Genomic DNA, 16,933 nt, shown 5'->3' with positions numbered 1-16,933 from the left:
AGCCAAAATTAATTGCGGGACTCGATCACTGCCTTAGCAATGTTTTGTGGTGCTTCAGCGTACTTCAAAAACTCCATAGAGTATGAAGCACGACCCTGAGATGCGGACCGCAAATCAGTCGCATAACCAAACATTTCAGATAAAGGTACTACAGCATGGACCAGTTTAACACCACCGATGCCATCGTCCATTCCTTCGATTATTCCGCGGCGACGGCTCAGATCTCCGACCACGTCACCCATATAATCTTCAGGGGTAGTTACCTCAACTTTCATGCAAGGCTCGAGCAACACAGGGTTGGCTTGAAGCGCACCCTTCTTGAAGCCCATAGAACCTGCAACCTTGAAAGCCATCTCATTCGAATCCACATCATGATATGAACCATCGAATAAAGTGACTTTCACGTCCAACACAGGGAAGCCGGCGAGTACACCATTCTTCGTCTGTTCTTGGATACCTTTGTCAACAGCTGGAATGTATTCCTTTGGAATAACACCACCAACAATAGCGTTGACGAATTCATAACCAAAGCCTTCTTCTTGCGGCTCAAGCTTTAACCATACGTGACCAAATTGACCGCGACCGCCTGACTGACGAACAAACTTGCCTTCAACTTCAACCGCTGAGCGGATAGTTTCACGATAGGCAACTTGTGGCTTACCAACGTTACATTCAACGCTAAACTCACGGCGCATACGGTCAACAATGATATCCAAGTGTAGCTCACCCATACCAGAAATCAGGGTTTGCCCTGACTCTTCATCGGTCTCTACACGGAAAGATGGATCTTCTGCGGCTAACTTTTGTAGCGCTATACCCATCTTATCTTGATCAGCTTTCGATCTTGGCTCTACTGCGATAGTAATCACTGGCTCAGGAAATTCCATGCGCTCAAGAATTACTTTGTGATCAGGGTCACACAAGGTATCGCCTGTGGTCACATCTTTCAAGCCAATCAATGCGGCGATATCACCGGCACGTACTTCTTTTAATTCGTTGCGGTCATTAGCATGCATCTGCACGATACGGCCAATACGCTCACGTTTCATTTTTACTGAGTTATAAGCGGCTGAACCTGACTCTAATACACCGGAATATACACGAATAAAGGTCAAGGTACCGACAAATGGGTCAGTTGCAATCTTAAATGCTAAAGCAGAAAAAGGGGCTTCATCTTCAGCAGGACGCTCAACTTCTTGCTCATCCTCATCGATACCTTTAATGGCAGGCACATCGATTGGGGCTGGCAGATATTCAACCACAGCATCAAGCACAGCTTGAACGCCTTTATTCTTAAAGGCACTACCACAGGTTGCTAAAACGATTTCGTTATTGATGGTACGTTGGCGCAACGCGAGTTTAATCTCGTCTTCTGACAAATTACCTTCTTCTAGGTATTTATCCATCAGCTCTTCCGAGGCTTCTGCCGCTGCTTCAACCAAGTACTCACGCATCTCATTCGCTTTTGCGACTAAGTGCTCAGGAATTGGATCATAAGCGAAAGTCATACCCTGGTCTGCTTCATTCCAGTTAATGGCTTTCATCTTAATCAGGTCAACAACCCCTTTAAAATTCTCTTCGGCACCGATATTCATTTGAATAGGTACACAGGTCGCACCCAAGCGCTTACGAATTTGATTTACTACGCGATCAAAGTCAGCGCCAGCACGGTCCATCTTGTTTACAAACACCATGCGTGGAACGTGGTATTTGTCAGCTTGACGCCATACTGTTTCAGATTGGGGCTCTACTCCAGATGAACCACAAAAGACTACCACAGCACCATCAAGTACGCGTAATGAGCGCTCTACTTCAATGGTAAAGTCAACGTGACCAGGAGTATCGATGATATTAATACGATGTTCAGTGAACTGAGCATCCATACCGCGCCAGAAGGTGGTCACGGCCGCAGAGGTGATAGTAATGCCTCGCTCTTGCTCTTGCACCATCCAGTCAGTTGTTGCTGCACCATCGTGAACTTCACCGATCTTATGAGACAATCCGGTATAAAACAGTACACGTTCAGTTGTAGTGGTTTTACCAGCGTCAACGTGAGCACAGATACCGATATTGCGGTAGCGCTCAATTGGAGTTGTACGAGCCACGATTCATTCCCTCTTAACCAGGTTGTCCTGGGCAAATCGATAAAGGCGTGGGCTTGCGCCCACCCCATATAAAGCAATTACCAGCGGTAATGAGCAAACGCTTTGTTTGCTTCTGCCATGCGATGCACGTCTTCGCGCTTCTTAACGGCAGTGCCTTTGTTGTCGGATGCGTCTAGCATTTCACCAGCCAGGCGCAGAGCCATAGATTTTTCACCACGCTTACGAGCAGCTTCAACCAACCAACGCATTGCTAACGCATTGCGACGAACTGGGCGAACTTCACAAGGAACTTGATAAGTAGAACCACCAACGCGACGAGATTTAACTTCGACAGTTGGACGTACGTTATCTAAAGCTGCTTCCAGGATTACCAGATGATCTTCGCCTTTTTTGGCAGAAACAACATCTAATGCTTTGTAGATAATTTTTTCAGCAGTCGACTTTTTGCCGTCCTGCATAATGACGTTGATGAACTTAGCCAGCAACTCACTGTGGAACTTTGGATCAGGTAGGATTTTACGTTGTCCTACAACGCGACGTCTTGGCATAACAATTCTCCGTATGCTTCAGGGATTTCCAAAACTGGAATCTCAATTAATCTAGCTTGGCCTTACTTAACGGATACGTTAAGACTTAGGACGCTTAGCACCGTACTTAGAACGAGCTTGGCGACGAGTAGTCACGCCAGCACAGTCTAATGCGCCACGAATAGTGTGATAGCGCACACCTGGTAAGTCTTTAACACGACCACCACGGATCAGGATCACACTGTGCTCTTGCAGGTTGTGGCCTTCACCGCCGATGTATGAAGTAACTTCAAAACCGTTGGTCAAACGAACACGTGCTACTTTACGCAGAGCAGAGTTTGGTTTCTTAGGGGTAGTGGTGTACACACGAGTACAAACACCACGCTTTTGTGGGCACGCGGCCAACGCTGGAACATTGGTTTTTTCTACCAATGCGCGACGTGGCTTACGTACCAACTGGTTAACTGTTGCCATTTAAAGCTCCAATCAGTTGATAATAACTGAAGTTGTAAGGGTGTAAAAAATCTATTCCCACAAGTGTGGGAGGCGGAATTTTAGAAAGCTAATGCCAGCCTGTCAAGAAATAGCCAACTTTAGTGTGAAATTCCGATAAAAAAGGCGCCTTAAGGCGCCTTTTTCAGTGCGCGAGGTTATTAATCCTGCCCAGATGTCATGTTCAGCAGATCAGCTAAGTTTTGTTCAGCTTCACTTACACTGATAGTCGGGGCAACTTTAGCCTCTGACTTACCACGAGCTTGGTTACGCTTAATGTGATAAGCATAGCCAGTACCAGCAGGGATCAAACGACCAACGATTACGTTTTCTTTCAGACCACGTAAATCATCGCTCTTACCACCAACGGCAGCTTCAGTTAACACACGAGTTGTTTCCTGGAACGATGCTGCTGAGATAAATGACTCAGTTGCCAACGAGGCTTTGGTGATACCCAGTAATTCACGATCGAATTTAGCGGTAATCTTGCCTTGTGCTTCCAGTTCGCGGTTTGCGATTTTCACGCGCGCCACTTCAACTTGCTCACCTTCTAAGAACTCAGTGTCACCGGCTTCGGTGATGATACACTTACGCAGCATCTGACGAACGATCACTTCGATGTGCTTGTCGTTAATCTTTACACCCTGCAGACGGTAAACGTCCTGTACTTCGTTGGTAATGTAGTTGGCGACATGGTGGATACCACGCAGACGCAAAATGTCGTGAGCGGCTTCTGGGCCGTCAGCAATCACTTCGCCACGCTCAACTTTTTCACCTTCGAACACGTTCAGGTTACGCCACTTAGGGATCATCTCTTCATAAGCATCGCCGTCGTTCGGTGTAATCACCAATCGACGCTTACCTTTAGTTTCTTTACCGAAACTAATGGTACCTGAGATCTCTGCCAAAATAGCAGGCTCTTTCGGTTTACGTGCTTCGAACAGATCCGCTACGCGTGGCAGACCACCGGTAATATCGCGTGTCTTAGACGATTCTTGTGGAATACGAGCTAACGCATCACCCACTCGAATTTGCGCGTTATCTTGCAGGTTCACAATCGCGTTACCTGGCAAGAAGTACTGAGCTGGAATCTCGGTACCAGGGATCATCAGATCAGCGCCGTGCTCGTTAACCAGACGTATCATTGGGCGCATTTCTTTACCCGCTGAGTTACGTTGACCAACGTCCAGAACCACAATCGAAGACAAACCAGTCAGTTCGTCGGTTTGTGTGGTCATGGTCACGCCATCGATCATATCCTGGAACTTAACATAACCCGCCACTTCAGTGATGATTGGGTGAGTATGTGGATCCCAGTTTGCGATGATTTCGCCGGCATTTACCGAAGTATCATCCAGTTTCTCAAGCACGGTACCGTAAGGTACTTTATAGCGCTCTTTCTCACGACCTAACTCATCGATGATGGCCAGTTCAGAAGAACGAGAAACGATTACCAGCTTACCGTCGTTGTTAGTTACGTGCTTAGCATTGTGCAGTTTCAAACTACCAGAGTTCTTAACTTGAACATTGTTTTCAGCAGACGCTCGAGACGCCGCACCACCGATGTGGAATGTACGCATCGTTAACTGTGTACCTGGCTCACCGATTGACTGTGCGGCGATAACACCGATAGCTTCACCGTGGTTGATGATATGGCCGCGAGCCAAGTCACGACCATAACAGTTAGCACACACACCAAAGTCAGTGTTACAGCTGATCACAGAGCGAACGATAACTTCATCAACGCTGTTTTCTTCTAACTTGTCACACCAAGCTTCGTCTAACAGGGTATTGCGAGGAGCTAATACGTCGTTAGTACCTGGATAGAATACGTCAATAGCAACCACGCGGCCCAGTACGCGTTCGCGTAATGGCTCAACCACATCACCACCTTCAATCAGCGGCTTCATGGTCAGACCTTCGTGAGTACCACAATCGTCTTCAATAACAACTAAGTCTTGAGCAACGTCAACTAGACGACGAGTCAGGTAACCCGAGTTCGCTGTCTTCAATGCGGTATCGGCAAGACCTTTACGCGCACCGTGAGTCGAAATAAAGTACTGAAGTACGTTCAGACCTTCACGGAAGTTAGCCACAATTGGGGTCTCAATGATCGAACCATCTGGTTTCGCCATCAGACCACGCATACCCGCCAACTGACGGATCTGGGCTGCACTACCACGAGCGCCTGAGTCGGCCATCATAAAGATACTGTTGAATGACTTCTGTCTTTCTTCAACGCCATCTTTGTTGATAACGGCTTCAGTCGACAGGTTCTCCATCATCGCCTTAGACACTTTTTCGTTTGTCCGGGCCCAGATATCGATAACCTTGTTATAACGCTCACCTGCAGTAACCAAACCAGACTGGAACTGTTCTTGAATTTCCAGTACTTCAGCTTCCGCATCAGCAACTAATTCAATCTTCTCATCTGGGATCACCATGTCGTTGATACCTACAGAGGTACCAGAGATAGTGGCGAAATGGAAACCGGTATACATCAATTGGTCAGCGAAGATAACAGTATCTTTCAGACCCATTTGACGATAACAAGTGTTCAACAGCTTAGAGATCTGCTTTTTACCCATGTCTTGGTTCACTAAGTCAAATGACATGCCTTGTGGCAGGATCATCGACAGCAGTGCACGACCAACAGTGGTATCTACAATGCGACGGCTCTGGGTGCGCTCACCATTCTCAGCAATGTGAGTTTCAGTAATACGTACTTTCACGCGTGAGTGCAGCTCAACAGCACCTACACGGTAAGCCTTTTCAGCTTCCGCCACAGAGGCAAATGCCATGCCTTCACCTTTACCGTTAACTTTTTCACGGCTGGTGTAGTACAAGCCCAATACCACGTCCTGAGAAGGAACGATAATTGGTTCACCGTTTGCTGGTGACAGAATGTTGTTGGTTGACATCATCAACGCACGCGCTTCTAACTGAGCTTCCAGAGTCAGAGGAACGTGAACAGCCATTTGGTCACCGTCGAAGTCGGCGTTGTATGCCGCACATACTAACGGGTGCAGTTGAATCGCTTTACCTTCGATCAGAACGGGTTCAAACGCCTGGATACCCAGACGGTGAAGGGTTGGTGCACGGTTAAGCAGTACTGGATGTTCGCGGATCACTTCATCCAATACATCCCACACTTCGCCTACTTCACGCTCAACCATTTTCTTAGCCGCTTTGATGGTAGTAGCTAAGCCACGACCTTCTAACTTGCCATAGATGAACGGCTTGAACAGTTCCAGAGCCATCTTCTTAGGAAGACCACACTGATGCAGACGTAAGGTTGGACCTACGGTAATTACCGAACGACCAGAGTAGTCAACGCGCTTACCGAGCAAGTTCTGACGGAAACGACCTTGCTTACCTTTGATCATGTCGGCCAAAGACTTCAGAGGACGCTTGTTAGAACCTGTGATAGCACGACCACGACGACCGTTATCTAACAGGGCATCAACAGATTCCTGCAACATACGCTTTTCGTTGCGTACGATAATATCTGGCGCAGCCAGATCTAACAGACGCTTCAAACGGTTGTTACGGTTGATCACGCGACGATATAAATCGTTCAGGTCTGACGTCGCAAAGCGACCGCCATCCAGTGGTACCAAAGGACGTAAGTCAGGAGGCAGTACTGGCAGCACTTTCAAGATCATCCACTCAGGCTTGTTGCCTGAAGTAAAGAAAGCTTCCATCAGCTTTAAACGCTTGGTGACTTTCTTACGACGTGTTTCAGAGTTGATTGATGGCAGCTCTTCACGCATTTGCTCGATTTCTTTTTCGAGATCAATTGCGCGCAGCAGTTCTAATACTGCTTCAGCACCCATCTTAGCTTCAAACTCATCACCGTACTCTTCTAAGGCATCTAAGTAGGTTTCTTCAGTCAACATTTGACCGCGCTCGAGGCTAGTCATACCAGCTTCGATAACTACAAAAGATTCAAAGTACAGAACTCGTTCGATATCACGCAAGGTCATATCCAGCATCAAACCGATACGGGATGGCAGTGATTTCAAGAACCAAATGTGGGCAACTGGGCTTGCCAGTTCAATGTGACCCATGCGCTCACGACGCACTTTAGTTTGAGTCACTTCAACGCCACACTTCTCACAGATCACTCCGCGATGCTTAAGGCGTTTGTATTTACCACACAAACATTCGTAATCTTTTACCGGACCAAAAATACGCGCACAGAACAAACCTTCACGCTCAGGCTTGAAAGTACGGTAGTTAATGGTTTCAGGCTTCTTAACTTCACCAAATGACCAAGAACGGATCAGATCAGGTGACGCAAGGCCAATCTTGATACCATTAAATTCTTCAGTCTTACTTTGCTGTTTCAGAAACTTTAATAAGTCTTTCACGTTTCTCTCCTGAAGGAGTTAAACCGGATGCCCCGCCGAGGCGGGACACCAATTTATGTTGCCAAACGAAGCGGGCTTCGCTTAGTCCTGATCCAACTCGATATTAATACCAAGTGAACGGATTTCCTTCAGCAATACGTTGAAGGACTCAGGCATACCAGGTTGCATTTGATGATTTCCGTCCACGATGTTCTTATACATCTGTGTACGACCATTCACGTCATCTGACTTAACGGTAAGCATTTCCTGCAAGGTATAAGCAGCGCCATACGCTTCCAGGGCCCATACTTCCATCTCACCGAAACGCTGACCACCGAACTGAGCTTTACCACCCAGCGGCTGCTGAGTAACTAAGCTGTAAGAACCGGTAGAACGGGCATGCATCTTGTCGTCAACCAAGTGGTTAAGCTTCAGCATGTACATGTAACCTACGGTTACTTCACGCTCAAACTCATTACCGGTACGACCATCAAACAGTTTCAACTGACCTGAAGTTGGCAAGCCTGCCAATTCCAGCATCTGCTTGATTTCAGATTCTTTTGCACCGTCGAATGCAGGGGTAGCAACAGGTAAACCACCTTTCAGGTGTTTAGCCAAGCGCAACACTTCTTCATCGGTAAAGCTGTCAATATCAACACGCTGCAGTGCATCACCCAGCTCGTAAGCTTTCTTCAGATACTCACGCAGCTCAGCTAACTCGCGTTGCTCTTCAAGCATCTCAGTGATACGATTACCGATACCCTTAGCAGCAGCACCCAAGTGAACTTCCAATACCTGACCGATGTTCATACGCGATGGTACACCCAGCGGGTTCAGTACGATGTCAACAGGGTTACCCTTGTCATCGTATGGCATGTCTTCAATTGGACAGATCTTAGAAATAACACCTTTGTTACCGTGACGACCAGCCATCTTGTCACCAGGTTGGATAGTACGCTTAACCGCTAAGTAAACTTTAACGATTTTCAGTACACCTGGCGCCAGATCATCACCTTGGGTGATCTTGCGACGCTTGATATCAAACTTCTTATCGAAATCAGCTTTCAGCTCTTCGTGCTGCTCTGCCAACTGCTCTAATTCAGTTTGCTTAGTCTCGTCGTCGATCACTTGTACCAGTAATTCCTTACGTGGAATTTCGGCCAGCTTAGCTTCGCTAAATCCAGCACCCAGTAACAAGTTACGTGCACGGCCCAAAACACCTTCTTCAAGGATCTTGAACTCTTCAGTCAAGTCTTTACGAGCTTGAGCTATGTGCATCTCTTCGATTTCAACGGCACGCTTGTCTTTCTCTACGCCATCACGGGTAAATACTTGAACGTCGATTACGGTACCTTTCACAGAGTTAGGTACACGCAGCGAGCTGTCTTTAACGTCAGAGGCTTTTTCACCGAAGATAGCGCGGAGTAACTTCTCTTCTGGAGTCAGCTGAGTTTCGCCTTTAGGCGTTACTTTACCTACCAGAATGTCACCGCCCTTCACTTCTGCACCAATGTAAACGATACCTGACTCGTCTAATTTAGACAGAGCAGATTCGCCAACATTTGGAATGTCAGCCGTGATTTCTTCGCTACCCAATTTAGTATCACGAGCAATACATGACAGCTCTTGAATATGGATAGTCGTGAATCTATCTTCTTGAGCTACACGCTCAGAGATTAAGATAGAATCCTCGAAGTTATAGCCGTTCCAAGTCATGAATGCGATACGCATGTTCTGACCTAACGCCAAATCACCTAAGTCGGTTGAAGGACCGTCAGCCAGTACGTCACCACGAACGATAGGATCACCTACGCTGCAGCATGGACGCTGGTTGATACAAGTATTTTGGTTAGAGCGGGTGTATTTGGTTAAGTTGTAGATATCAATACCCGCTTCACCAGCGTGTAATTCTTCTTCGTTAACCTTAACTACGATACGACTTGCGTCAACGTAATCAACCACACCGCCACGCTTAGCAGCCACAACTACACCAGAGTCGACAGCCAGAGCGCGTTCAATACCGGTACCTACCAACGGCTTATCAGCGCGTAAAGTTGGTACAGCCTGACGTTGCATGTTCGCACCCATCAAGGCGCGGTTAGCATCGTCGTGCTCAAGGAACGGGATCAAAGATGCCGCTACAGAAATAATCTGCTGTGGAGAAACATCCATATATTGAATGTCAGCAGCACGCATAAAGGTGGCATCACCCTTATGACGACAAGCTACTTGCTCTTCAATGATACGGCCTTCACTGTCTAATGTGATGTTTGCCTGAGCAACCACATAGCGACCTTCTTCAATCGCAGACAGGTATTCCACTTCATCGGTTACCACACCGTCGATAACTTTACGGTAAGGAGTTTCCAAGAAACCGTAAGAGTTAGTACGGGCGAATGTCGCCAATGAGTTGATCAAACCAATGTTTGGACCTTCTGGGGTCTCAATTGGACACAGACGACCATAGTGAGTTGGGTGAACGTCTCGAACTTCGAAGCCCGCGCGTTCACGTGTCAAACCACCTGGACCAAGAGCAGAAATACGACGCTTATGCGTTACTTCTGACAATGGGTTGTTCTGATCCATAAACTGAGACAACTGTGAAGAACCGAAGAATTCTTTCACTGCCGCAGAAATTGGCTTAGCGTTAATTAAGTCTTGTGGCATTAATTCGTTCAGGTCGCCTAAAGACAGACGCTCACGAACCGCACGTTCAACACGGACTAAACCAACACGGAACTGGTTTTCAGCCATTTCACCAACACTACGAATACGACGGTTGCCCAAGTGGTCAATATCGTCGACTTCGTCGTTGCCGTTACGGATATCGATGATTTTCTTCATCACAGCAACAATATCATCATTGCTCAGAACACCAGAACCTTGGTCTTCTTCGATTTCTAAACGACGGTTGAACTTCATACGACCTACTTTAGACAGGTCATAACGCTCTTCGCTGAAGAACAAGTTCTGGAACAAGGCTTCTGCCGCGTCCTTGGTTGGTGGCTCGCCAGGACGCATCATGCGATAGATTTCTACCAGAGCTTCTAAGCGATTGGTAGTTGAATCGATACGCAGAGTGTCAGAGATATAAGCACCGTTATCTAATTCATTGATATACAGAGTGCTAATGTCTTTGATGCCGGCCAGAGACAGCTGAGCTAAATCTTCCAGGCTCAGTTGATTGTTGGCACTAACCAACACTTCACCGGTATCTGGATCGATATAATCTTGTGCAGCCACTTTACCAATGATGTACTCAACTGGAACTTCCAGTTCAGTAGTATTGGTCTTTTCTAACTGACGAATATGACGCGCAGTGATACGACGGCCAGATTCAACCAACAAAGTTCCTTCAGAATCTTTGATGTCGAAGCTTGCAGTTTCGCCACGTAAGCGGTCAGGACACAGGCTCATGACTAATGAGTCTTTTTTCAGGCTGAATTCAACCCGATCGAAGAAGGTGTCTAAGATTTGCTGAGTGCTGAAATCCAGAGCACGCAACATAATGGTCGCAGGTAACTTACGACGACGGTCGATACGTACGAATAACGCATCTTTAGGGTCGAATTCGAAATCCAACCATGAACCGCGGTAAGGAATAATACGAGCATTATATAAAACCTTGCCTGATGAGTGAGTCTTACCACGATCGTGGTCGAAGAAAACACCAGGGCTACGATGTAACTGAGATACAATTACACGCTCAGTACCGTTGATAACAAAAGTACCGTTGTCAGTCATCAGAGGGATATCCCCCATGTAGACTTCTTGCTCTTTGATATCTTTTACTGTGCCCGGTGCAGCTTCACGGTCATACAGAACCATGCGCAGTTTAACGCGCAGTGGAGCGGAATAAGTAACACCGCGAATTTGACACTCTTTCACATCAAAGACAGGCTCGCCTAGCTTGTAGCTAACATACTGCAGCTCAGAATTGCCAGAAAAGCTCTTGATGGGAAAAACGCTACGGAAAGCGGCTTCGAAACCACGCTCACCCGTAGGATCTTGATCGGTGAATTTCTTGAAAGAGTCTAACTGAATAGACAACAGGTAAGGGATATCCAAAACCTTTGGACGCTTACCAAAGTCTTTACGAATACGCTTCTTTTCAGAATAGGAGTAAACCATGGGTTTCCTCTGCTTGCGAGATGTGACCAAGACTGAACCAACACTCATGTGTTAACCCAGCACGTTTGCCCATCACCGTTGATGACAAGAACCTAACCAGTAATCTCTGCTAGGGACTGCATAAAAATCCGGCGACACACGGTGAAAAAATCGCCAGCGCTTATAGCGCAAAAAAGGCTGACGGTTAAAAACCGTCAGCCTCACTCAAATTACTTTGAGTGGCAGTAAACTAAAATAGCTTACTTGATCTCTACAGAAGCACCAGCTTCTTCAAGTTCTTTCTTCAGAGCTTCAGCTTCTTCTTTAGAAACAGCTTCTTTAACTGCTACTGGAGCAGCTTCAGCCATAGCTTTAGCTTCTTTCAGACCTAAACCGGTAGCGCCACGAACTGCTTTAATAACAGCTACTTTGTTTGCACCGAAAGAAGTCATAACTACGTCGAATTCGGTTTGCTCTTCAACAGCAGCACCGGCATCAGCGCCGCCAGATACTACTGCAGCAGCAGCAGAAACACCGAACTTCTCTTCCATAGCTTCGATCAGTTCTACAACTTCCATTACAGACATAGCTGCAAAGGCTTCTAACATTTGGTCTTTAGTGATAGACATAAGAAATATTTCCTATTGTTCTGAATTCAATTAGTTCAAGCAGCCAGCTTAAAATTAAGCGGCTTCTTTTTGATCGCGCAGTGCGGCCAGTGTACGAACGAACTTGCCAGCTGATGCTTCTTTCATAGTCATCATCAACTGTGCCAGTGCTTCTTCGTAAGTTGGCAGTTTTGCTAAACGATCAATGTCAGCTGCAGGGATAAAGTTCCCTTCAAAAGCTGCGCCTTTAACTTCGAAGTTAGCTTGCTCTTTAGCAAAGTCTTTTAACAGACGAGCTGCAGCACCTGGGTGCTCAGTAGAGAAAGCAATCAAAGTTGGGCCAGTAAACACATCGCTAAGGCACTCATAAGAGGTACCTTCAACTGCACGACGAGCCAGAGTGTTACGTACAACTTTCACGTATACACCGTTAGCACGGGCAGCTTTACGAAGAGTGGTCATGGCACCTACAGTTACGCCGCGAGAATCGGCTACAACTGCAGAAAGCGCACCTTTGGCAGCTTCGTTGACTTCAGCAACAATCGCTTTTTTGTCTTCGAGTCTTAATGCCATTGGCTATACTCCTGGATTCTACCTGGGTTACCCCAGTATTTACCTATTAACAACTTATGTTGTTAATGACTTACGGCGCAGATATTCCAGCAGATAAAAATCTAAACTGGGGCCTGACACCGTCTACGCAGGAAATTAAGTGAATCTAATGATTTACACCTGCGGTCTTGGACGGAAATCTGTTTAAACAGACTTCAACCCACCAAAGTGCGCGCATTATAGACTAATACACGCACCTTGTAAATTAGTTAGCAGCGTCCAGAGTACCCTGGTCAACAGCTACACCTGCACCCATAGTGGTGGAGATGGTTACTTTCTTAACGTAAACGCCTTTAGCTGCAGCTGGCTTGGCTTTTTTCAAAGCAGTCAGCAGGGCTTCCAGGTTTTCTTTCAGTTGAGCGGTTTCGAAGTTCACTTTACCGATGGTAGTGTGAATGATACCGTTCTTGTCGTTGCGGTAACGAACTTGACCAGCTTTGGCATTCTTAACGGCTTCAGCAACGTTAGGAGTAACAGTACCAGTCTTAGGGTTAGGCATCAGACCACGTGGGCCTAAGATCTGACCTAACATACCAACAACGCGCATTGCATCTGGAGATGCGATAACTACGTCGAAGTTCATTTCGCCAGCTTTAACTTTCTCAGCCAGCTCTTCCATACCTACCAGTTCAGCGCCAGCAGCTTTAGCAGCTTCAGCGTTTGCACCTTGGGTGAACACAGCTACACGTACGTCACGACCAGTACCGTGTGGCAGCACAGTGGCGCCACGAACGTTTTGGTCAGATTTACGTGGATCTACGCCCAGGTTAACGGCAACGTCAACACTTTCTAAAAACTTGGCAGTAGCCAGTTCTTTCAATAAAGCAACAGCTTCATTGATGTCATAGCTCTTGGTTACGTCTACTTTTTCGCGAATTACGCGCATGCGTTTAGTCAGCTTTGCCATTGTCTTAGTCCTCTACTACCAAACCCATTGAACGTGCAGTACCTTCGATTGAGCGAGTCATCGCTTCAATGTCAGCACCAGTCATATCAGTAGCTTTCAATTCAGCAATTTCCTGCACAGCAGAACGCTTGATGGTAGCTACTTTTTCGGTGTTTGGACGGCTTGAACCAGACTTCAGGCCAGCAGCTTTCAATAATAAGAAAGATGCAGGTGGAGTCTTAGTTTCGAAAGTGAATGAACGATCGCTGTATACAGTGATAACAACTGGAATTGGCATGCCTTTTTCCAGTTTTTCTGTACGAGCGTTGAACGCTTTACAGAATTCCATGATGTTCACGCCTTTCTGACCCAGAGCTGGACCAACTGGTGGCGAAGGATTCGCTGAACCAGATTTAACTTGCAGCTTGATATAAGCTTCAATCTTCTTTGCCATGTGACATTTCCTCTATTTGGGTTCAAACGCTAATTGACGACATGCCAATAAGCTCCCCCGAAAACAATGGGAGCGGATTATATAGAAATCCGCTCCTGTTGCCAAACGGATTTAGTGTTTTATTTAATCAGTTTTTTTCAACCTGACCAAAATCCAGTTCAACAGGTGTTGAGCGACCAAAGATCATTACAGAAACCTTAACGCGGCTCTTCTCGTAATCCACTTCTTCAACGGTGCCGTTGAAGTCAGCAAATGGACCTTCAGTAACACGTACCACTTCACCTGGTTCAAAAATAACACGGTGAGTTGGTGACGCAGTTGTTTCTTGTAAACGACGTAAAATAGCATCAGCTTCTTTATCAGAAATAGGCGCAGGACGGTCAGAAGTACCGCCGATGAAGCCCATTACGCGTGGGATGCTTTTTACTAAGTGCCAGCTTTCGTCATTCATTTCCATCTGTACTAATACATAGCCAGGGAAGAATTTACGTTCGCTTTTACGGCGTTGACCTGCACGCATTTCAACAACTTCTTCAGTAGGTACTAAAACCTCACCGAAGTAGCGTTCCATTTCGTACATTTTGATATGTTCGATCAGAGATTTACATACACGGCCTTCATAACCAGAGAATGCCTGTACTACATACCATCTTTTTTTTACTTCGTTAGCTTCAGTCATCTATGGTGCCTATACGCCAGTGATAAAGTTTACAATTCGTAGCAGAATGGCGTCCAGTCCCCACAAAATTAATGCCAAAACACCAGTAGCAGCTAATACGATAAAAGTCGTATTCAGCGCTTCTTGGCGTGTTGGCCAAATAACTTTGCGTACTTCAATTTGCGATTCACGAGCAAATGCCAGAGCCATCTTACCCTTGGCTGTTTGCAATGCAATTACGCCTGCAACAGCAAACGCAGCCACAACCGCTAAAACGCGAACCAATACGCTGGTATCGCTAAAATACTGGTTGCCGATCACAGCGGCTGCCAGTAACAGGATGACTACACCCCATTTCACCATATCCAGAGAATTACCCTGTTCTTCAGTATTCGTTGTCATCGGTTTAGTCCGTTATTCGCTTGGAGCTGTGCTTGTTTAGTAAATACCAACATCCGGCATTATACACAAGAGCATCCCGGATAGTTCAACTTGCCCAAGCTAACTGCCCACGCAGAAACAGTTAAAGGGTTAAAAATCGGCCATAGATTGTATTCTGAATCAGCCTCAACCGCAAGGTTGTACAGCCTCGATGATCTCGCATTAATTCAAGATTTTTAAAAATCGACGCTTAATGAGATAATTTTTATTCAGACCAGTAATCCTATAGCAATCAAGTTAACCCCGATTGAATTCAGAAAACAAAAAAGGAGACCTAAGTCTCCTCTTTTTAGTGTCTAACTAAGTTCGCAATTAAGCGATGATCTTAGCAACAACACCAGCACCAACAGTACGGCCACCTTCACGGATAGCGAAGCGTAAACCTTCATCCATCGCGATTGGGCAAATCAGGGTAACAACCATCTTGATGTTGTCGCCTGGCATTACCATTTCAACGCCTTCTGGCAGTTCGATAGTACCGGTTACGTCAGTTGTACGGAAGTAGAACTGTGGACGGTAGCCTTTGAAGAATGGAGTGTGACGTCCGCCTTCATCTTTAGACAGTACGTATACTTCTGATTCAAAAGTAGTGTGTGGGTTGATTGAGCCTGGCTTAGCCAGTACTTGACCACGTTCTACGTCATCACGCTTAGTACCACGTAACAGAACACCACAGTTCTCACCTGCACGACCTTCGTCCAGCAGCTTACGGAACATTTCTACGCCAGTACAAGTAGTCTTAGTAGTGTCACGAACACCAACGATTTCTACTTCGTCACCAACTTTAACGATACCGCGCTCTACACGACCAGTTACTACAGTACCACGGCCTGAAATAGAGAATACGTCTTCGATTGGCAGCAGGAATGGCTTATCGATGTCACGCTCTGGCTCTGGAATGTAAGAATCCAGGGCTTCTGCCAGTTCAATGATCTTAGCTTCCCACTCAGGCTCACCTTCCAGTGCTTTCAGAGCAGAACCCTGAATTACTGGTAAATCATCACCTGGGAAGTCATATTCAGACAGCAGTTCACGAACTTCCATCTCAACCAGTTCCAGCAGCTCTTCGTCATCTACCATGTCACACTTGTTCATGAATACGATGATGAAAGGTACACCTACCTGACGAGAAAGCAGGATGTGCTCACGAGTCTGTGGCATTGGACCATCAGTAGAAGCAACTACCAGGATAGCGCCGTCCATCTGAGCAGCACCAGTGATCATGTTTTTAACATAATCGGCGTGACCTGGACAGTCTACGTGCGCATAGTGGCGTGAAGGAGTGTCATATTCGATGTGAGAGGTATTAATGGTAATACCGCGCTCACGCTCTTCTGGAGCGTTATCGATTTGTGCGAAATCACGAGCTTCACCACCGTAGGTCTTAGCCAGTACGTGTGAAATAGCAGCGGTCAGAGTGGTTTTACCATGGTCAACGTGACCGATGGTGCCCACGTTAACGTGGGGTTTTTTACGTTCAAATTTAGCTTTAGCCATGGTTTTGCCTCAATCCAACATCTTGGTGATGAAAACTGCACATGTGAAAAAATTCGATGCATATTATTAGCATCGAATCGTTATTTAGTATAAGGGAGCTTGAAATGATGGTGCTGATACCCAGAATCGAACTGGGGACCTCATCCTTACCAAGGATGCGCTCTACCGACTGAGCCATATCAGCAACAAAT

Annotated in this window: 12 protein-coding genes and 1 tRNA gene; all 13 read right to left on the bottom strand. The window is 46.4% G+C overall.

Annotated features, from left to right (window positions below):
* Nucleotides 1-8: 8 nt before the first annotated feature.
* The gene (gene fusA, locus AC1HDP_RS13085) at nt 9-2,105 is read right to left on the bottom strand and encodes an elongation factor G (protein WP_479639083.1); all 2,097 of its coding nucleotides are present in this window, start codon (nt 2,103-2,105) and stop codon (nt 9-11) included.
* Between the two features lie 77 nt (nt 2,106-2,182).
* On the bottom strand, nt 2,183-2,653 hold the full coding sequence (rpsG, locus tag AC1HDP_RS13080) for a 30S ribosomal protein S7 (RefSeq protein ID WP_140930190.1): 471 nt from the start codon (nt 2,651-2,653) through the stop codon (nt 2,183-2,185).
* 78 nt (nt 2,654-2,731) lie between these two features.
* Nucleotides 2,732-3,106 (bottom strand): 30S ribosomal protein S12, encoded by a 375-nt coding sequence (rpsL, locus tag AC1HDP_RS13075; RefSeq protein ID WP_140930189.1) that lies wholly within the window; start codon nt 3,104-3,106, stop codon nt 2,732-2,734.
* A gap of 179 nt (nt 3,107-3,285) precedes the next feature.
* The gene (rpoC, locus tag AC1HDP_RS13070; RefSeq protein WP_479639082.1) at nt 3,286-7,497 is read right to left on the bottom strand and encodes a DNA-directed RNA polymerase subunit beta'; all 4,212 of its coding nucleotides are present in this window, start codon (nt 7,495-7,497) and stop codon (nt 3,286-3,288) included.
* Nucleotides 7,498-7,578: 81 nt separating this feature from the next.
* Entirely contained in the window at nt 7,579-11,607 is a 4,029-nt protein-coding gene (gene rpoB, locus AC1HDP_RS13065) for a DNA-directed RNA polymerase subunit beta (RefSeq protein ID WP_479639081.1), read from the bottom strand.
* Between the two features lie 239 nt (nt 11,608-11,846).
* Complete coding sequence (gene rplL, locus AC1HDP_RS13060; RefSeq protein ID WP_479639080.1) at nt 11,847-12,215, bottom strand: 50S ribosomal protein L7/L12; 369 nt, start codon at nt 12,213-12,215, stop codon at nt 11,847-11,849.
* A gap of 54 nt (nt 12,216-12,269) precedes the next feature.
* Nucleotides 12,270-12,767, bottom strand: coding sequence for a 50S ribosomal protein L10 (gene rplJ, locus AC1HDP_RS13055; RefSeq protein ID WP_140930185.1), 498 nt, complete (start codon nt 12,765-12,767; stop codon nt 12,270-12,272).
* A gap of 244 nt (nt 12,768-13,011) precedes the next feature.
* Complete coding sequence (gene rplA / locus AC1HDP_RS13050) at nt 13,012-13,713, bottom strand: 50S ribosomal protein L1 (protein WP_479639079.1); 702 nt, start codon at nt 13,711-13,713, stop codon at nt 13,012-13,014.
* Between the two features lie 4 nt (nt 13,714-13,717).
* Nucleotides 13,718-14,146, bottom strand: a complete 429-nt coding sequence (rplK, locus tag AC1HDP_RS13045) for a 50S ribosomal protein L11 (RefSeq protein ID WP_479639078.1) — start codon at nt 14,144-14,146, stop codon at nt 13,718-13,720.
* 127 nt (nt 14,147-14,273) lie between these two features.
* Nucleotides 14,274-14,825: a transcription termination/antitermination protein NusG gene (gene nusG / locus AC1HDP_RS13040; protein WP_140930182.1), complete on the bottom strand. Its 552-nt coding sequence runs from the start codon at nt 14,823-14,825 to the stop codon at nt 14,274-14,276.
* A 9-nt stretch (nt 14,826-14,834) separates the two neighbouring features.
* Complete coding sequence (gene secE / locus AC1HDP_RS13035; protein WP_479639077.1) at nt 14,835-15,206, bottom strand: preprotein translocase subunit SecE; 372 nt, start codon at nt 15,204-15,206, stop codon at nt 14,835-14,837.
* Nucleotides 15,207-15,557: 351 nt separating this feature from the next.
* The gene (tuf, locus tag AC1HDP_RS13030) at nt 15,558-16,742 is read right to left on the bottom strand and encodes an elongation factor Tu (RefSeq protein ID WP_140930180.1); all 1,185 of its coding nucleotides are present in this window, start codon (nt 16,740-16,742) and stop codon (nt 15,558-15,560) included.
* A 108-nt stretch (nt 16,743-16,850) separates the two neighbouring features.
* Nucleotides 16,851-16,926: transfer RNA gene (locus AC1HDP_RS13025), tRNA-Thr, on the bottom strand.
* Nucleotides 16,927-16,933: the final 7 nt, after the last annotated feature.

Source organism: Shewanella sp. ISS20 (assembly GCF_056522965.1).
Note: the sequence above shows the minus strand (reverse complement) of the source record. Positions and strands in the feature narration are given on the sequence as shown.

Bases quoted from the DNA above. Each gene is read 5' to 3' on its own strand.
- rpsG (WP_140930190.1), bottom strand. From the start codon at position 2,653: ATGCCAAGACGTCGCGTTGTAGGACAACGTAAAATCCTACCTGATCCA.
- rpsL (WP_140930189.1), bottom strand. From the start codon at position 3,106: ATGGCAACAGTTAACCAGTTGGTACGTAAGCCACGTCGCGCATTGGTA.
- rpoB (WP_479639081.1), bottom strand. From the start codon at position 11,607: ATGGTTTACTCCTATTCTGAAAAGAAGCGTATTCGTAAAGACTTTGGT.
- rplL (WP_479639080.1), bottom strand. From the start codon at position 12,215: ATGTCTATCACTAAAGACCAAATGTTAGAAGCCTTTGCAGCTATGTCT.
- rplJ (WP_140930185.1), bottom strand. From the start codon at position 12,767: ATGGCATTAAGACTCGAAGACAAAAAAGCGATTGTTGCTGAAGTCAAC.
- rplA (WP_479639079.1), bottom strand. From the start codon at position 13,713: ATGGCAAAGCTGACTAAACGCATGCGCGTAATTCGCGAAAAAGTAGAC.
- rplK (WP_479639078.1), bottom strand. From the start codon at position 14,146: ATGGCAAAGAAGATTGAAGCTTATATCAAGCTGCAAGTTAAATCTGGT.
- nusG (WP_140930182.1), bottom strand. From the start codon at position 14,825: ATGACTGAAGCTAACGAAGTAAAAAAAAGATGGTATGTAGTACAGGCA.
- secE (WP_479639077.1), bottom strand. From the start codon at position 15,206: ATGACAACGAATACTGAAGAACAGGGTAATTCTCTGGATATGGTGAAA.
- tuf (WP_140930180.1), bottom strand. From the start codon at position 16,742: ATGGCTAAAGCTAAATTTGAACGTAAAAAACCCCACGTTAACGTGGGC.